Below are 16,799 nucleotides of genomic sequence, written 5' to 3'. Positions count from 1 at the left end.
GCTCATGTCCACATCGGGCGCCGCAGCCGCGGCGGCGCCAAGTGACGCGGATTCTGCCGGCAGCCTTGCGCCGGCCCGATGACAAACCCCGTCCGGAGCGAGAACTATTCGTCAGCCTTGCAGCCGGCAGAAATCGGCCCGCAGGCCCTGCGGTGTGCGGGCCAGATAGAGGGGCTGACCTGCCGTTCCTTCATGGGTGAGCTGGTGGATGGCGTCGCCCAGGCCGGCTGGCAGTTGGCCGGCGAAGCTGAGGCTGAACTGCTCTCCCGGCTGATGGCTGGGCACGGCGGTTGCGGCCACCAGCGTGACCACATGCCCGTCCACCTCGAAGCGCTGGCCGACATGGGCCTGCCAGCTCGCCAGGCCGGACCGGCTGGCCAGGCTGGGGCGCACGCCCGCCAGTGCCACGGTCGACCCGGCGCTGGCGACGATTGCGGTCGCGCCGCCCTTCAGGAAATCGCGCTTGTTGATCACGGCAGGCACTCCTCGGGTTGTGCGGCGGGCTTCAGCATGGCCTGGTGCAGGCCGCGGGGCTCGCCGTCGATGACGAAACCCAGGCGCTCGTAGAGCCGCCGGGCGGGGTTGTGCATCTCGACCTGGATGCCCAGCGCCCGGCCGCCGGCGGCCAGCGCCTGCAGGCAGCGCGTGCCCAGGCCCTGGCTGCGCCAAGCCGGCAGCACGGTGATGTCGAGGATGTGCAGATGGTCGTCACGCTCGTCCAGCCAGAGCCGGCCGGCGACCTCGTCGCCGTGGACGAGGATGAGATGGCAGACCGAGCGCGGGAAATGGCGCGTGTAGTGGGCCTGTTGGGCGTGGTGCTGCTGGCGCACGAAGGCCTCGCACTGCTGCGCTGGCCAGCCGGTCAGCGCCAGCTCTTCAGCCCGGGTGCTGGCGTAGATGGCCAGCTGCAGGGCCTCATCGGCCGGCGTCGCCACGCGCAGGCGGTAGTCCATGGTGAGCGGTCTAGTTGCGGGACGGGAAGATGCCCTGCATCGCAATGCAGAACATCAGGCCAAGGTAAGGCTGGCGGTTCTCGTGGGGCTGGCTGCCGCCCGAGGGGCCGATGCTCTCGCCCGCCATCGGCACGGTGACGCCGGGCATGCGGTAGACGTTGGCCCCGGTGGTCGGCGGCGCCATGGCGGCATTGGCCGGGCTGGCTGCGAGGCCGGAGGCACCACCCATCAGGCCGTGGCCGTGGGCAGGCATCTCGTTGCTCTGCAGCGTGACTGCGGCCTGGCCGGTGATCTGGCCCAGGGTGCGCGGGCTCAACCCGGGGCCCTGGCTGGCGTGCATGGCCATGCGGTCGCGCAGGTCGGGCAGGGCGAAGTTGCTGGTGCCATTGCCGCCGTAGTTCGTGCCCAGAAGCGCGAAGAGGGCGCTGTTCTGGCTGATCGGCAGCAACTGGCCATCGCAACTCGCCCAGCCACGCGGGGCGAAGTTGTAGGGCATGACGCGGATCTCGGCGAGGAAGGGTTCGGACATGTCGGGCTCCTCAGTTGCGAGAGGGGAAGATGCCGAACAGCGCAATGATGTAGTTCAGCGCCATCGTCGGGGCCATGTTGTCGTGCGGTTGGGTGCCGCCGCTGTTGCCGATGGCGCCGGCCGCCATGGCCACGCCGGCGGCGGAGTTGTCATAGCTGTTGACGGCGGTCGAGCCGAGCAGGGCGCCTGCCGGCGTCGAGCCCGTGGCCGCCGCCGTGCTGGCGCGCAGCGCGTGGCTGTGGGCCGGGATCTGTGTCGACAGCAGCGTGACACTCTCGCTGCCCGACACCTCGCCGAGGTTGCGGTTGCTCAGTCCCGGACCTTGGAACTGATGGACGGGCACACGGCCGCGCAGGTCGGGCAGGGCGAAGGTGGTCTGGCCGTTGCCGCCGTAGGTGGTGCCGAGCAGGCTGAACAGCGCGGTGTTCTGCGCGATGGACATGATCTGCCCCTCGCAGAAGGCCCAGTCGCGCGGCGCGAAGTTGCCCGCGAACAGACGGATCTCGCCGATGAAGTAGTCGGACATGACGGTCTCCTCGGTTCAGTTGCGGCTGGGGAAGACGCCTTCCAGCGCGATCAGCCAGGACAGCACCAGGTAGGGCTGCATGTTGTTGTGGGGCTGGCCACCGCCGGCCAGCCCCACGGAGCCCGGCGTCATGACGGTGTCGCTGCCGGCCGGCGCATAGCGGTTGATGCCACCGCGTGGCTTGACCGCTGGCAGGGCGCCACCGGGGGCGCTGGCGTTGGCGAGGTCGCTGCTGCCGGACAAGGTGTGGCTGTGGGCCGGCAGCTGGTTCACGTTCAGCGTCACGTTCTCGGCGCCGCCCTGTTCACCAAGGCTGATGCTGCCGATGTGCACCGGCGCCCGGCCACGCAGGTCGGGCAGGGCGAAGGTGGTCTGGCCGTTGCCGCCGTAGGTGGTGCCCAGCAGCGAGAACAGGGCGGTGTTCTGCGAGATGGGCAGGATCTGGCCATTGCAGAAGGCCCAGCCACGGGGCGCGAAGTTGAAACCAGCGAGCTTGAGTTCTCCGAGGAAGGGGTTTGCCATGGCGGTCTCCTAGCCGAATACGGCTTCGTAGTGCAGGCCGGCGGTGGTGCGGGCCACAGGCACGAGAAAGATGTCCATCGCGTCGAGCTGTGGGTGCTCGAGCCGGTAGATGCTTTGCGGCAGGGCCGGCTCGGGTGGCGCTTCGAAGGTCAGGCTGAAGGGCTGGCGGCCGTCCGGTGCGCCGCCACGCCCGGCCTGGGCCTGGATGAGCTGGGCCGGCAGTTCGGCGCCGCCATCGGCCGGGTCCAGCCGCAGCGTGAAGCGGCTGCCGACCAGGGGCTCGAAGCGGGCCAGCGTGAGCAGGCCCTCAGACACGGCGACGCGCCGCACCGGCGCCCAGGGCTGCAATTGCGAACAGAGCCAGCGTGGCGGGCTCGGGCAGGTTGCCGCCGGTGCCATCGCTCCGCGTGAGGAGGTCGATGCGGAACTCGGCGAAGGCGTCACCGCTGCCGCTCGCCGGTCGCACGAAGACGAGATCGTCGAGATTGAAGGTCAGCGTGCCACCCACCAACGAGATGTACTGCAATGGGTCCGATGGGCTCTGTAGGCCTGAAGGCCCGCTCGTCAAATACCCGGTGGAGTCATAGGCATTGAAGCCGGTGATGGCCGCGCCAATATCCAGCCCGCTGATCTCGTAACGGGCGTGGGCACCGTTGGCCCCAAAGTAGCCGGTCTTGATCAGGTGCGTCTGGGCATCGTCCACGCCACCGGCGACGTGCAGCCGGATGGAGTTGGTGGCGTCGTCGAAGAAGATCGTCTCGCCGCGCAGCATGTAGCCGAAGCTGGCGAGTGAGTCGCCGCCGATGGCACCGTTGTCGCCTTGAAAGATGCCCGTCGGCATGCCGGCCAGGCTGACGTTTTGTGTGGCGCTGAACCCATCGACGCTGTTTCCGGTGTACCCGCCCGGCACGATCAGCTGGATGGAGACCCCGCTGACGAAATTGGCCTGGGCAGATAGCGAGGACAGCGCGAGCAACGTGCCCAGAGCGGCACTGAGCAAGCTGCGGACGGGGGAAGAAGCGAGTCGCATGGAACCCTCCCTGGCGTGAACCGAGCCCCAAGTTGACTCGTTGCCCGCCGTTGGCGCCAGTGGCTCGCCCCGTGAATGAGGGGTGGGGGAATCAGGGGGGCGTCGTCGGATGGCGCATGTCGTCCACTGCGGCGCGCAGCGCCCGCCAGAAGGCCGGGTCCTGCGAGGTGGCCATGTTGATGCGCATCAGCGAGCCGGGCCGGCGCGTGGCGCTGAAGAGGGCGCCGGGCGCGGTCAGCCAGCCGGCGTCGAGCAGCGGCTGGGCCAGGCGCTCGGTGTCCACGCCCACGTCCAGCCAGCCGAACAGGCCGTCGGGCGGCGCGGCCCACCGGAAGCCCTGCCGGGTGGCCTGGGCCGAGATGCGCTGGCGCGCGTTGGCCAGGCGCTCGCGCAGTCGCTGTGCGTGGCGGCGCAGCCGGCCCTGCTCCAGGCACAGTGCCACGGCGCGCTCCAGCACGGGCGAGCTGGTCAGGCCGTCCAGCAGCTTGGTATCGGTCAGCGCGCGCAGGCGCTCGGGCGAGGTGGCCAGATAGCCCACACGCCAGGCCGGCGTCAGCACCTTGGAGAAGCCCGACACGTAGGTCACGCGGCGTAGCCCGTCCAGGGCGGCCAGCCGGGGCAGGTGCTCGGGGGCGAGGAAGCCGTAGCTGTCGTCCTCGACGATGAAGAAGTCGTGTTCGTCGGCCAGGCGCAGCAGCTGGTGGGCGCCGGCCAGGTTGAGACTGTGGCCGGTCGGGTTGTGCAGCACCGACACGGTCAGGTAGGCGCGCGGCGCGTGCGCGGCGGCCAGCGCGCCCAGCACGTCGAGGTCGGGGCCGTGCGCGCCGCGCGGCACCGGCAGCAGCCGGATGCCGGCCTGCGTGAGCCGCGCGAACATGATGGCCCAGCCGGGGTCGTCGATGAGGACGGCGTCGCCGGGCTGCAGCTGGGTGCGGATGATGAGGTCCAGCGCGTGCGTGGCGCCGTTGGTCGTCAGGATGTGGGCGGGGCTGGCGTGGATGCCGAGGTCATCCAGGCGCTGCACGAGGGCGGTGCGCAGGCGCAGGTCGCCATTCGGGTCGCCGTAGCTCACCTGCACGGCCTGGGCGTCGGCCGCGTGCAGGCGGCGCAGCGCGCCCTGCAGCAGCGTCGGGTCCAGCCAGTCGGCCGGCAGAGTGCCCAGGCCCGGCGAGCGGGCGGCGTCGGCCTCGAACATCCCGCGGATCAGGGCGGTGGCGTCCATCGGCGCCTGGCGCGGCATGGTGGTGGCGGGCGCGCGGGCCGGGCTTCGGGCAGTGGCAGGCCGGCTTTCACGCACGAAGAAGCCGCGCTGGCGGCGCGCCTCCAGCAGGCCGGCGGCCTGCAGCTGGTCGTAGGCGGCGACGACGGTGTGCGGGCTCACGCCATGCTGGCGGGCGCAGTCGCGCACCGAGGGCAGGCGGGCGCCGGGCAGCAGCAGGCGTTCGCGGATGCGCTCGGCGAAGCGATCGGCCAGCTGGCCGGCCAGGGAGGCGCTGGCGCCGCGCTGCAGCGGCGGGTGTGTACCGGTGGGCACGGCAGTACAGATTCGTGGGTTGATCGGCGGACTGTACTGGTTCTGTACTGGTTTCGTGCCTCAGACTGGACTCATGCCAGGGTTATCCACGTCCTCCACCGTTTCGGCCACCTTGGCGTCCGACGCGACGCGCGGCTTGCTGCTTGGTCTGGCCGGCGTCGTCATGTTCGCGATGAGCATTCCGATGACGCGCCTGGCCGGCGGCAGCGGCGCGGCGCCGCAGCTCGACCCGGCCTTCGTCGCCTTCGGCCGCGCGGCCGTCGCCGGGCTGCTGTCGGTGGCCTATCTGTGGGTCACCGGCGCGCGCCGGCCGCGCGGCGGCGAGTGGCGGCTGCTGGCCTTCACGGCCGCGGGCGTCGTGTTCGGCTGGCCGCTGCTGCTGGGTGTGGCGGTGCGGCATGTGGATGCCGTGCACGCCTCGGTCGTGTCGGGCGTGCTGCCGCTGGCCACGGCGGTCATTGCCGCGGTGGCGTTGCGCCAGCGGCCGAGCCTGGGCTTCTGGGCCTGTGCGTTCGCCGGCCTGGCGCTGGTGATCGGCTTTGCGGCCTGGCGCGGCGCGGGCGGGCTGGAGATGGCGGACGGGCTGCTGCTGGGCGCCGTGCTGTGCGCGTCGGCGGGGTATGTCAGCGGCGCGAGCCTGTCCCGGGCCTTCACCGCCGAGCAGGTCATCTGCTGGGTGCTGGTCATCAGCCTGCCCATCACCGTGCCGCTGGCCGTGCTGACGTGGCCTGCGGCGCCGGTGGCGGCCTCGGCCTGGGGCGGCTTTGCCTATGTCTCGCTGTTCTCGATGTGGATCGGCTTCTTCGCCTGGTATCGCGGCCTGGCCCTGGGCGGCACGCTGCGCGTGAGCCAGGTGCAGGTGCTGCAGCCCTTTTTGTCCATGCTGTTCGCCGTGCCGCTGCTGGGCGAGCGGCTGGACGCGATGACTGTCGTCTTCGCCGCCGCCGTGCTCGCGGTCGTGTGGTGCGCCAAGCGGCAACCCGTTCACTGAAGGAGACGCCCTTGAACGACAGCTTCACGACCCGACTCGCCCCCGGCCAGGCCCTGACCCTGGCCGCCGCTCGCACGCCGCGCCGCCTCGTCGTCATCGGCGGCCGGCTGTGGCTGACCATGGCCGGCAGCGCCGATGACCATTGGCTGCGCGTCGGCGAAGGCCTGACGCTGGCCGCCGGCCAGGAAGTCGTCGTCGAGGCCTGGCCCGAGGCGAGCTTCCAGTTGTTGCAACCGGCGCCCAGGCGCAGAGCCGAGGCCCGGCCGGCACGTGGCTGGCGCATGAATCTGGCGGGGGCGGCATGAAGACGCTGGGCATCCTGGGCGGCATGAGCTGGGAATCGACTCAGCATCTGTACGCGCTGATCAACCGCGGTGTGGCGGCTCGCCTGGGAGGCCTGCACAGTGCGCAGCTGGTGCTGCACAGCGTGGACTTCGCGCCCATCGCGGCCATGCAGGCGGCCGGCGACTGGGCCGGCGCGGCGCGCCTGCTGGGCGATGCCGCGACGGGCCTGCGCCGTGCCGGCGCCGAGGCGTTGCTGATCGCCACCAACACCATGCACCTCGTCGCCGCCGAGATCGAGCAGGTGGCCGGGTTGCCGGTGCTGCACATCGTCGACGCGACGGCCGAGGCGCTGCGCGCGGCCGGCGTGCGCCGGGCCGGCCTGCTGGCCACGCGTTTCACGATGGAACAGGACTTCTACCGCGAGCGCATGTGGGCCCGTTTCGGCATCGAGCTCATCACGCCCGATGCGGCCGGCCGTGCCGAGGTGCACCGGCTGATCTACGAGGAACTGTGCCGCGGCCGCTTCGAGCCGGCCGGCCGCGAAATGCTGCGCGCCCAGGTGGCGGCGCTGGCGGATCGGGGCGCCCAGGCCGCCATCCTGGGCTGCACGGAGCTCGGCCTGTCACTGCCCGCGGGCAGCGCCGCGGCACTGCCCTTGTTCGACTCCACCGACTTGCAGGCCCGCGCCGCGGTCGACTGGATGCTAGGCTGACTCCTTTGAAATCCCACGTAACTCCATCATGAGCACCGTCTGGACCCAAGCGCGCCGCGCCGCGCGCATGAACCCGTCCATCATCCGCGAGATCCTCAAGGTCACCGAGAAGCCGGGCATCCTGTCCATGGCTGGCGGCCTGCCGAGCGCGGACACCTTTCCCGTCGACGCGCTGAAGGCCGCCTGCGACCGCGTGCTGACCAAGACGCCGCGCGAGGCCTTGCAGTACGCCGCCAGCGAGGGCTACGCACCGCTGCGCGAGTGGGTGGCGGCGCGGGTCGCCTCGCTCGGCATGAAGGTCACGCCCGAGCAGGTGCTCGTCACCAGCGGTTCCCAGCAGGGACTGGACCTGGTGGGCAAGATCCTCTGCGACGCCGGCGCGCCGGTCGCGGTCGAGACGCCCACCTACCTCGGCGCCCTGCAGGCCTTCACGCCCTTCGAGCCGCTGTTCGCCAGCCTCGCCAGCGACAGCGAGGGCCCCCGCCCCGAGGCGATTCGCCAGTTGCCGCACGACGCGCCCGGCACACGCTTCAGCTACCTGCTGCCCAACTACCAGAACCCCACCGGCCGCGTTATGGGTGCCCAGCGCCGTGCCGAGGTTGTCGAGGCCTCGCGCCGTGCCGGCGTGCCCATCGTTGAGGACAACCCCTACGGCGACCTCTGGTTCGACGAGCCGCCGCCGGCCTCGCTGTCCAGCCTGTGGCCCGAGGGCTCGCTGTATCTCGGCTCCTTCTCCAAGGTGCTGACGCCGGGTTTCCGCCTCGGCTACCTGATCGCGCCGCCCGAGCTGTATCCGAAGCTGCTGCAGGCCAAGCAGGCCGCCGACCTGCACACGCCGGGTTTCAACCAGCGCGTGGTGCACGAAGTCATCCGCGACGGCTTCCTGGACCGGCACATTCCCTCCATCCGCGCGCTTTACAAGGCCAACCGCGACGCGATGGCCGAGGCGCTGCGCCAGTACCTACCGGCCGGCTGTGAATGGCAGAGCCCCCAGGGCGGCATGTTCTTCTGGATCCGGCTGCCCGAGGGCCTGGACGCGATGGCGCTGCTGCCGCAGGCGGTGGAGGCCGGCATCGCCTACGTGCCGGGAGCGGCCTTCTACGCGCACCAACCTGATGCACGTACGCTGCGGCTGTCCTTCGTCACGCTGACGCCGGACCTGATCCGGGAGGGCGTCGAAAAGCTCGGCGTGCTGCTTCACGAGGCCCTGGCCGTGGCGCTGGAGCCGGCTCCTTAATCCTGAACCCTGACACATAGCTGAAGCCGGGGGCTTTCTGGGGCTCCCGGGTTTCCATATCCCAAAGTCGCTGCCGCTCTGGCATCGTATGCAATCGGTCCCGGCAATGACGCCGGGTGGATTGCATAACGACAGACGAGGCAAGCGATGAAGCAGGTTTGGACAGCCGTGGCTGCGGCGGTTTTTGCAGTGGGTGCCCAGGCGGCGGACCCGATCAAGATCGGTGTGGCGGGGCCCTTCACCGGTGGCTCCTCGTCGATGGGCGTCAGCATGCGCGACGGCGTGCGCCTGGCGGCCGACGAGATCAACAAGGCCGGCGGCGTGCTGGGCCGCCAGATCCAGCTCGTCGAGCGTGACGACGAGGCCAAGAACGAGCGTGGCGTGCAGATCGCCCAGGAGCTCATCAACAAGGAAAAGGTCGCCGCCACCGTCGGCTACATCAACACCGGCGTGGCCCTGGCCTCGCAGCGCTTCTACCAGGAAGCCAAGATTCCGGTGATGAACAACGTGGCCACCGGCTCCATCATCACCAAGCAGTTCGAGAGCCAGCCCGAGAACTACATCTTCCGCAACGCGGCGCACGACTCCATCCAGGCGCCGATGATCGTGGAAGAGGCCATCGCCAAGCGCGGCTTCAAGAAGGTCGCCATCCTGGCCGACAGCACCAACTACGGTCAGCTCGGTCGCGCCGACCTGGAAGCAGCCCTGAAGCTGAAGAACATCACGCCGGTCGCCGTCGAGAAGTTCAACATCAAGGACGTCGACATGACGCCCCAGCTGCTGAAGGCCAAGGAAGCCGGCGCCGAAGCCATCCTGACCTACGCCATCGGCCCCGAGCTGGCGCAGATCGCCAACGGCATGACCAAGCTGGGCTGGAAGGTGCCGATGATCGGCTCCTGGACCCTGTCCATGGCCAACTACATCGATAACGCCGGCCCCGGCGGCGAGGGCGCGCGCATGCCGCAGACCTTCATCCAGGAGCCGACGACGCCGAAGCGCCAGAGCTTCATCATCAACTACCTGAAGACCTTCACTCCCAAGAACTCGCGCATCGATTCGCCGGTGTCGGCCGCCCAAGGCTATGACTCGGTCTACCTGCTGGCTGCGGCCATCAAGCAGGCGGGCTCCACCGAAGGCCCCAAGATCAAGGCCGCGCTGGAAGACCTGAAGGCGCCGGTTGAAGGCGTGGTGACGACCTACAACAAGCCCTTCTCCAAGGCCGACCACGAGGCCATCACGGCCAACATCCCGGTCATGGGCGAGGTCAAGGGCCAGCGCGTGGTCTATGCCTACACCGACGACTTCAAGAAGGCCTCGGAAGTGCGGGTGAAGGACCTCAACGCCAAGGGCGCCCTCGAGCAGAAGAAGCGTCAGTAATCGGCCTGCCCCCGACCGGCTTTGCCGGCCCCCTCAAGGGGGCGCCGCTGGCGGCCCGGCAAAGCCGGTTCCGCGGCGGCGGTTGGGGAAGGCACTACGCACTGGAATGACATGCAAATCCTGACCCAGCTCGTGTTCAGCGGTATCGCGCTGGGCATGATCTATGCCGTCATCGCCTTCGGCTACCAGCTCACCTTCGCCACCAGCGACACCCTGAACTTCGGTCAGGGCGAATCGCTGATGCTGGGGGCGCTGGTGGGCCTCAGCCTCGTGGGCTGGGGCGTGAACTACTGGCTGATGATTCCGCTCGTCTGCCTGTTCGGTGCCTTCCAGGGCGCCGTGGTGGAGCGCATCGGCGTGCGGCCTGCCATCAAGATGAAGAGCGAGTTCGGCTGGATCATGTCCACCATCGCGCTGGGCATCATCTTCAAGAACGTGGCCGAGAACGTCTGGGGCCGCGACGACCTCAAGTTCCCGTCACCGTTGCCCGAGGCGCCGATGAAGTTCCTCGGCGCCAACGTGCTGCCGATGGAGCTGCTGGTCATCTTCGGCGCCGTCGGCATGATGCTGGCCGTCGAGGTGTTCAACCGCAAGAGCATCTACGGCAAGGCGGTGGTGGCCACCTTCAACGACCGCGACGCGGCCAAGCTGATGGGCATCAACACCGGCCTGGTCATCACCTTCTCGTATGCGCTGTCGTCGCTGACCGCCTCCTTCGCCGGCGTGCTGATCGCGCCGCTGACACTGACGGGCGCCACCATGGGCGCGGTGCTGGGCCTGAAGGCCTTCGCCGTCGCCATCATCGGCGGCCTGACCAGCGGCATGGGCATCATCGTGGGCGGCATCATCCTCGGTGTGGCCGAGACGACGACGGGCTTCTACTTGTCCACCGGCTACAAGGACGTGCCGGGCCTGGTACTGCTGCTGATCGTGCTGGCCGTCAAACCCGCGGGCCTGTTCGGCAAGACCGCCATCAAGAAGGTCTGACGCGTGAACTTCAAGAAGCTCTTTCTCGGCGCCCTGGCCATCGCGGCCGTCGCCGTTTTCCCGCTCGCCTCCGGCAACCCGTACTACATCCACCTGGTCGAGACGATCATGATCTACGCGATCGTGCTCTTCGGCTTGGACATCGTGGTGGGCTACACCGGCCAGGTGTCTCTCGGCCATGCCGGCCTGTTCGGCATCGGCGCCTACACGGCCGGCGTGCTCATCCTCAAACTGGATGCGCCGGTCTACGCCACGCTGCCGGCCGCCATCGCGGTGGCGGCCGTCTTCGGCGCGATGCTGGCGCTGCCGGCGCTGCGCGTGACCGGACCGTATCTGGCCATGGTGACGCTGGCCTTCGGCACCATCATCCAGATCCTCATCAACGAGATGACCTTCCTCACCGAAGGTCCGATGGGCATCACGCTGACCAAGCCGACGCTGTTCGGTCACCATCTGGACGAGACGGAGTTCTACTGGCTGGTCATGGTGTGCCTCGTCGCGGCACTCATCTTCGTGCACCGCGTGCTGCACTCGCAGCTGGGTCGGGCCTTCGAGGCCTTGCGCGGCAGCCCGGTCGCGTCGGACTGCATGGGTGTTTCGGTCTACCGCTACAAGGTCTACGCCTTCGTCATCTCGGCGGCGCTGGCCGGCCTGGCCGGCGCGCTGTACGCCTACTCCGAGCAGTACATCAGCCCCAACACCTACAACTTCGAGCAGACGGTGATGTTCCTGCTGGCCATCATCATGGGTGGCCGCAAGACTCGCACGGGCGCGCTGCTGGGGGCCGCCATCATCGTCATGCTGCCAAAGCTGCTGGACGACCTGGAGGTCTTCCGCATCGGCGCCGTCGTGCTGGCCGTCATCGTGACCATTTCGGTCGGCGTGGCGATGAAGCGCGGCAAGATGACCGGCCAGCTCGCGGCCATTCCCGTGTTCGGCACGATCGGCCTCGCGCTGCTGTCGTTCAAGCTGGAGACGATGACCGACTGGCGGCTGTCCATCTTCGGCCTCATCACGCTGTTCGTCGTCTACTACCTGCAGGACGGCATCGTCGGCTTCGTGCGCCAGGCGCTGAACCTGAAGGTTAAGACTGAGCGCGACACGACGACGGCCGCCGCCGCCGCGCTCACCCGCGCCAGTACCCAGGGCGAGCCCGAGCTGCTGAAGGCAAGCGGTGTGTTGATGCAGTTCGGCGGCCTGAAGGCGCTGAACAACGTGGATCTGGTCGTCAAGCGCGGCACCATCCACGGCCTCATCGGCCCCAACGGTTCCGGCAAGAGCACGATGATGAACGTGCTCACCGGCATCTACCAGCCCACCGCCGGCACGGTGGCGTTCGCCGGCCGCGGCGTCAACGGCCGCACCTCGTCGGACATCGCGCTGTCGGGCATCGCCCGCACTTTCCAGAACGTTCAGCTGTTCGGCGAGATGACGGCGCTGCAGAACGTGCTGGTGGGCCTGCACCACAGCTTCCGCAGCAACCTCGTCGACGTCGCTCTGCACCTGCCGCGCTATCTGCGCGAGGATCGCGAGCAGCGCGCCCGCGCGCATGCGCTGCTGGATTTCGTTGGCCTCGGCGAGCTGGCCAGCGAGGAGGCGCGCAATCTGCCCTACGGCAAGCAGCGCCTGCTGGAGATCGCCCGCGCGCTGGCGCTGGACCCGCAGCTGCTGCTGCTCGACGAGCCCGCCGCCGGCCTGACCGCCCCCGACATCAAGGAGCTGCTGGAGATCATCCGCAAGATCCGCGACGCGGGCGTCACGGTCATCCTCATCGAACACCACATGGACGTCGTCATGAGCCTGTGCGACCGCGTCTCCGTGCTGGACTTCGGCCAGAAGATCGCCGAGGGCCTGCCTGCCGAAGTGCAGGCGAACGAGAAAGTCATCGAGGCCTACCTCGGCGGCCAGGCGAGCTGAGGACGAGAACATGCTGACCATCAAGAACCTCAGCGCCGGCTACGGCAAGGTCCAGGTCCTGCACGGCATCTCGCTGGAGGTGCCCAAGGGCCAGGTCGTGACCCTGATCGGCTCCAACGGTGCCGGCAAGACGACCACCATGCGCGCCGTCAGCGGCATGATCAAGCCCACCGGGGGCGAGATCACGCTGAACGAGCGCCGCATCGACGGCATGGAGAGCTATCACATCGCCCGCCGCGGCCTGGCGCATTCGCCCGAAGGCCGCCGCGTGTTCGCGACCATGACCGTCACCGACAACCTGCGCCTGGGCGCCTTCCCGCGCTACACCGGCGAGCGGCCCAAGGGCGACATCGCCGGCGACCTGGAGCGGGCGCTGGAGCTCTTCCCGCGCCTCAAGGAGCGCCGCCTGCAGCTGGCCGGCACGTTGTCCGGCGGTGAGCAGCAGATGCTGGCCATGGCCCGCGCAGTCATGCTCAACCCCGAGGTCGTGCTGCTGGACGAGCCCTCCATGGGCCTGGCGCCCATCCTCGTGGACGAGGTCTTCCGCATCATCGAGAGCCTGAAGGCGCGTGGCGTCACGATGCTGCTCGTCGAGCAGTTCGCCGCCGCCGCGCTGAAGGTGGCCGACTATGGCTATGTGCTGGAGAACGGCCGCATCGCCGTGCACGGCCCGGCCGAGAAGTTGCGCAGCGACCCGGCCGTGCAGGCCGCCTACCTGGGCGGTGGCCACTGAGCGTGCGCCGTGACGGCTACCGGCTGAGCTTCGACGCGGCCGACATCGATGCCGTTGCCGCGCATGCCTTCCTGACCCGGGCTTACTGGTCAGAGGGCATCCCGCTGACGACCGTGCAGCGGGCTGTTCGGCACTCGCTGTGCATCGCGCTGCATGCCGAGGGGCAGGGCCAGGTGGGCTTCGCCCGCGTGGTCACCGACCGCACGACCTTCGCCTACCTCTGCGATGTCTATGTCCTTGAAGACCATAGGGGGCAGGGCCTGGCCGATTGGATGGTTCAATCACTGCTCGCCCACCCGGACCTGCAAGGCTTGCGCCGCTTCATGCTGTTCACGCGAGACGCCCATCCGCTCTATGCCCGCCACGGCTTCCAGCCGCTGGCGACGCCGGACCGCGGCATGGAGGTCGTGCGGCCGGGGCTCTACCTGACCGCCACGCCTCCTGCCGATGCCTGAACTGCGCCGCTTCGTCCAAGTCGACGTCTTCACCGCCACCCCGCTGAAGGGCAACGCCCTGGCCGTCGTCGTCGACGGCGCCGGGCTGTCCGACGCTGAGATGGCCGACTTCGCGCGCTGGACCAACCTCAGCGAGACGACCTTCCTGCTGCCGCCCACAGACCCGGCAGCCGATTACCGCGTGCGCATCTTCACGCCGGGCGGCGAGCTGCCCTTTGCGGGTCACCCGACGCTGGGCAGCGCGCACGCTTTCCTGGCCAGCGGCGGCGATGCGAAGAAGCCCGGCGAGGTGGTGCAGCAGTGCGCCATCGGCCTGGTGCGCGTCATGCGCGATGGCGCGCGGTTGGCCTTCGCTGCACCGCCGCTCAAGCGCAGCGGTCCGGTGCAGGACGCCGCCCTGCGTGCTCAAGCCATCGCCTCGCTGCGGATCGCACCCGAGGCGCTGCTCGATCTGGTCTGGGTCGACAACGGTCCCGGCTGGATGGCCGCCCGCCTGCCCGACGCGGCCGGCGTGCTGGCGCTGCGGCCGGATTTCGTGGCCATGCGGGGGCTCAAGCTCGGCGTCGTCGGCGGCCATCCGGCGGGCAGCGAATGCCAGTTCGAGGTACGCGCCTTCGTGCCGGACCTCGGTATCCCCGAGGATCCCGTCACCGGCAGCCTCAATGCCGGCTTGGCGCTGTGGCTGCAGGCGTCCGGTTTGGCGGGTGACCGCTACGTGGCCGCGCAGGGTGCCGCGCTCGGCCGGGCCGGCCGCGTGCATGTGAGCCGTGAGGGCGATGCCACCTGGATCGGCGGCGATGTGACGCCCCTGATCCATGGCCAGGTGAGGCTGTGATGACCGAAGAACTTTTCCGCGAAGACGCGACGCTGCTGGCCTGCGAGGCCACCGTGGTCGCGCAAGGAGAGGGTGGCGTGTTGCTCGACCGCACCGTCTGCTACCCGCTGGGCGGTGGCCAAGCCGGCGACACCGGTTGGCTGCTGGCCGGCGAGCAGCGCTGGCGCGTTACCGACACGCGCAAGAGCAAGGAGCGTCCTGGTGCCGTGCTGCACCTGATCGATGGCGAGCCGCCGGCCGTGGGCGCGGCCGTGCGCGTCGAGGTCGACGCCGCGCGGCGTCAGGCCCACCGGCGCTTCCACACCGCGACGCATCTGCTGTGCGCGCTGCTGCCCTACCCGGTCGACGGCTGCTCCATCACCGAGACCTATGCCCGGCTGGACTTCCACACCGACGAGCCCTTCGACAGGGAGGCCATCCAGGCCGGGCTCGCCCGGCTCGTGGCCGAGGCGCATCCGGTCAGCCATCGCTGGATCAGCGAAGAGGAGCTGGATGCGAGCCCGGGGCTGGTCCGCTCCATGAGCGTGCAGCCACCTCGGGGCCTCGGGCGCGTTCGGGTGCTGGACGTGGAGGGCGTGGATCTGCAGCCCTGCGGAGGCACCCATGTGTCCAACACTGCCGAGATCGGTGCCGTCGTCGTCACAAAGATCGAGAAGAAGAGCGCCAAGACCCGTCGGGTCGTGCTGGGCTTCGCTGGCTAAACTGCGGCGCCTATGGCCGGCCCCGACATCCAGCTCATCACGCCTGAGTCCCCCGCGGATTGGCAGGAAGCCCGACTCGTCCTGCGCGACTACGCCGCGAGCCTCGACATCGACCTCGACTTCCAGGGCTTCGACGAGGAACTGGCCGCGCTGCCTGGCGCTTACGCCCCTCCCGGCGGGCTGATGCTGCTGGCCACCGTGGACGGCGCGATTGCCGGCAGCGGCGCCTTCCGGCCGCTGCCCGACGCTGACTACCCCAATGCCTGCGAGATGAAGCGCCTGTTCGTGCGTCCGGCCTTTCGCCGTTTCGGTCTGGGGCGCATCCTGGCCCAGGCACTGATGGACCGCGCCACCGAGGCCGGTTATTCGTCGATGCTGCTGGACACGCTGGACGACATGGAGGCTGCCCGCGGCCTCTACGAGAGCCTGGGCTTCGTCGAGGTGCCGCCGTTCTACTTCAACCCCATCCCTGGCGCCCACTACCTGAAGGCCGAGCTTGGTGCCTTCCGTCCGAGTTACTTCGGATAACCGCCTAGAGTGCCGACATGGCACTTGAACACGACATCCAGGCGCTCGGCGCCCACCGCTGCCTGCTCGGCGAATCACCGCTGTGGCATCCGACGGAGCAATGCCTCTACGCGGTCGACATCCCCGGCCGCCAGGTGCTGCGCTGGCGTGCGGGTGCCGGCGCACCCGATATCTGGCCGCAGGAGGCCGAGCCCGGCTGCATCGCGGCCCGCGCGGACGGGGGGCTGCTCGTCGCGCGGCGCGACGGGTTGTGGTCGCTGGATACGGTCACGGGCGCGCAGGCGCTGGTCAGCCCGCCGCCCTATGACCCTGCGCGCCTGCGCTTCAACGATGGCAAGGTCGACCCCGCCGGTCGGCTCTGGATCGGCAGCATCTCGGATGCCCGCGCGCCCGAGGCTGCGCTCTATCGCTTCGACGGCGGCGCGTTCACGGCTCAGGTGCCTGGGCTGACGACGTCCAACGGCCTGGCCTGGAGCCCCTCGGGTGAGCGCATGCACTGGTCCGACACCAAGGCCCACCGTGTCTACATGGCCGACTTTGACGTGGCGACGGGCACCTTGTCCGCCCCGCGTGTCTTTGCCGAATTCAGGCCGCGCACAAGCGGCGCGGCCTATGGTGGCCGCCCCGACGGCGCTGCTATGGACGCCGAAGGCTGCTACTGGGCAGCGATGTTCGAGGGCGGTTGCGTCGTGCGTATCGCGCCATCCGGCGAGGTCGTGCAGCGCATCGACCTGCCCGCCACCTGTCCGACCATGCCCGCCTTCGGCGGTGCCGACCTGCGCACCCTCTTCATCACGACGGCTTGCGAGAAGCGTCCCGCCGAGGAACTCGAGCGTGAGCCACTGGCCGGCGCGGTGCTGCAACTGCGCGTCGATGTGCCGGGATTGCCCGCGACGCTGACACAGGCCTGAATCCCTGTGACCCGGGGCAGGTTTACCCCGGTGTAA

Annotated in this window: 21 protein-coding genes; 13 read left to right on the top strand and 8 right to left on the bottom strand. The window is 69.3% G+C overall.

Translation table 11 applies throughout. The features are described from left to right. Positions 1–111: 111 nt before the first annotated feature. The 8 genes from AC07VX_RS03280 to AC07VX_RS03245 all read right to left on the bottom strand — a co-directional run bounded on the left by AC07VX_RS03280 (position 112) and on the right by AC07VX_RS03245 (position 5,094). Positions 112–474 (bottom strand): DUF6916 family protein, encoded by a 363-nt coding sequence (locus tag AC07VX_RS03280; protein ID WP_493163141.1) that lies wholly within the window; start codon positions 472–474, stop codon positions 112–114. Next, on the bottom strand, positions 471–953 hold the full coding sequence (locus tag AC07VX_RS03275) for a GNAT family N-acetyltransferase (RefSeq protein WP_493163143.1): 483 nt from the start codon (positions 951–953) through the stop codon (positions 471–473). Before AC07VX_RS03275 ends, AC07VX_RS03280 begins: the two co-directional genes overlap by 4 nt. 10 nt (positions 954–963) lie before the next feature. Further along, on the bottom strand, positions 964–1,482 hold the full coding sequence (locus AC07VX_RS03270; protein ID WP_493163144.1) for a phage tail protein: 519 nt from the start codon (positions 1,480–1,482) through the stop codon (positions 964–966). A gap of 10 nt (positions 1,483–1,492) precedes the next feature. Further along, positions 1,493–2,008 carry a phage tail protein gene (locus AC07VX_RS03265; RefSeq protein WP_493163145.1) on the bottom strand — a complete coding sequence of 172 codons (516 nt, stop codon included), beginning with the start codon at positions 2,006–2,008 and terminating at the stop codon, positions 1,493–1,495. 15 nt (positions 2,009–2,023) lie between these two features. Then, a complete protein-coding gene (locus AC07VX_RS03260) occupies positions 2,024–2,530 on the bottom strand; it encodes a phage tail protein (protein ID WP_493183857.1) in 507 nt (168 codons plus the stop codon). A gap of 9 nt (positions 2,531–2,539) precedes the next feature. Then, on the bottom strand, positions 2,540–2,845 hold the full coding sequence (locus AC07VX_RS03255) for a DUF6916 family protein (RefSeq protein WP_493163147.1): 306 nt from the start codon (positions 2,843–2,845) through the stop codon (positions 2,540–2,542). After that, the gene (locus tag AC07VX_RS03250) at positions 2,838–3,560 is read right to left on the bottom strand and encodes a PEP-CTERM sorting domain-containing protein (protein ID WP_493163148.1); all 723 of its coding nucleotides are present in this window, start codon (positions 3,558–3,560) and stop codon (positions 2,838–2,840) included. The genes AC07VX_RS03255 and AC07VX_RS03250 overlap by 8 nt, the downstream gene beginning before the upstream one ends. 91 nt (positions 3,561–3,651) lie before the next feature. Beyond that, positions 3,652–5,094 (bottom strand): aminotransferase-like domain-containing protein, encoded by a 1,443-nt coding sequence (locus AC07VX_RS03245; RefSeq protein WP_493163149.1) that lies wholly within the window; start codon positions 5,092–5,094, stop codon positions 3,652–3,654. 73 nt (positions 5,095–5,167) lie between these two features. Between AC07VX_RS03245 and AC07VX_RS03240 the strand changes: the two genes are divergently transcribed. The 13 genes from AC07VX_RS03240 (at position 5,168) to AC07VX_RS03180 (ending at position 16,763) form a co-directional block, all read left to right on the top strand. After that, positions 5,168–6,085, top strand: a complete 918-nt coding sequence (locus AC07VX_RS03240; RefSeq protein ID WP_493163150.1) for a DMT family transporter — start codon at positions 5,168–5,170, stop codon at positions 6,083–6,085. An 11-nt stretch (positions 6,086–6,096) separates the two neighbouring features. Then, complete coding sequence (locus AC07VX_RS03235; RefSeq protein WP_493163151.1) at positions 6,097–6,390, top strand: DUF2917 domain-containing protein; 294 nt, start codon at positions 6,097–6,099, stop codon at positions 6,388–6,390. Continuing rightward, the gene (locus AC07VX_RS03230; RefSeq protein ID WP_493163152.1) at positions 6,387–7,082 is read left to right on the top strand and encodes an aspartate/glutamate racemase family protein; all 696 of its coding nucleotides are present in this window, start codon (positions 6,387–6,389) and stop codon (positions 7,080–7,082) included. The genes AC07VX_RS03235 and AC07VX_RS03230 overlap by 4 nt, the downstream gene beginning before the upstream one ends. A 28-nt stretch (positions 7,083–7,110) precedes the next feature. Further along, positions 7,111–8,319 (top strand): aminotransferase-like domain-containing protein, encoded by a 1,209-nt coding sequence (locus tag AC07VX_RS03225; RefSeq protein WP_493163153.1) that lies wholly within the window; start codon positions 7,111–7,113, stop codon positions 8,317–8,319. A 147-nt stretch (positions 8,320–8,466) separates the two neighbouring features. Continuing rightward, a complete protein-coding gene (locus tag AC07VX_RS03220; RefSeq protein ID WP_493163154.1) occupies positions 8,467–9,696 on the top strand; it encodes an ABC transporter substrate-binding protein in 1,230 nt (409 codons plus the stop codon). 111 nt (positions 9,697–9,807) lie between these two features. After that, positions 9,808–10,683: a branched-chain amino acid ABC transporter permease gene (locus tag AC07VX_RS03215; protein WP_493163156.1), complete on the top strand. Its 876-nt coding sequence runs from the start codon at positions 9,808–9,810 to the stop codon at positions 10,681–10,683. Positions 10,684–10,686: 3 nt separating this feature from the next. After that, entirely contained in the window at positions 10,687–12,600 is a 1,914-nt protein-coding gene (locus AC07VX_RS03210; RefSeq protein ID WP_493163157.1) for a branched-chain amino acid ABC transporter ATP-binding protein/permease, read from the top strand. 10 nt (positions 12,601–12,610) lie between these two features. Continuing rightward, positions 12,611–13,333: an ABC transporter ATP-binding protein gene (locus AC07VX_RS03205; RefSeq protein ID WP_493163158.1), complete on the top strand. Its 723-nt coding sequence runs from the start codon at positions 12,611–12,613 to the stop codon at positions 13,331–13,333. A 2-nt stretch (positions 13,334–13,335) separates the two neighbouring features. Then, complete coding sequence (locus tag AC07VX_RS03200) at positions 13,336–13,788, top strand: GNAT family N-acetyltransferase (RefSeq protein WP_493163159.1); 453 nt, start codon at positions 13,336–13,338, stop codon at positions 13,786–13,788. After that, positions 13,781–14,623, top strand: a complete 843-nt coding sequence (locus AC07VX_RS03195; RefSeq protein WP_493163160.1) for a PhzF family phenazine biosynthesis protein — start codon at positions 13,781–13,783, stop codon at positions 14,621–14,623. The genes AC07VX_RS03200 and AC07VX_RS03195 overlap by 8 nt, the downstream gene beginning before the upstream one ends. Further along, positions 14,620–15,324 (top strand): alanyl-tRNA editing protein, encoded by a 705-nt coding sequence (locus AC07VX_RS03190; protein ID WP_493163161.1) that lies wholly within the window; start codon positions 14,620–14,622, stop codon positions 15,322–15,324. Before AC07VX_RS03195 ends, AC07VX_RS03190 begins: the two co-directional genes overlap by 4 nt. Before the next feature lie 12 nt (positions 15,325–15,336). Continuing rightward, positions 15,337–15,852 carry a GNAT family N-acetyltransferase gene (locus AC07VX_RS03185; RefSeq protein ID WP_493163162.1) on the top strand — a complete coding sequence of 172 codons (516 nt, stop codon included), beginning with the start codon at positions 15,337–15,339 and terminating at the stop codon, positions 15,850–15,852. 17 nt (positions 15,853–15,869) lie between these two features. Further along, the gene (locus tag AC07VX_RS03180; RefSeq protein WP_493163163.1) at positions 15,870–16,763 is read left to right on the top strand and encodes an SMP-30/gluconolactonase/LRE family protein; all 894 of its coding nucleotides are present in this window, start codon (positions 15,870–15,872) and stop codon (positions 16,761–16,763) included. Positions 16,764–16,799: the final 36 nt, after the last annotated feature.

It is taken from the genome of Roseateles sp. GW821-FHT03B02, assembly GCF_059421025.1.
Note: the sequence above shows the minus strand (reverse complement) of the source record. Positions and strands in the feature narration are given on the sequence as shown.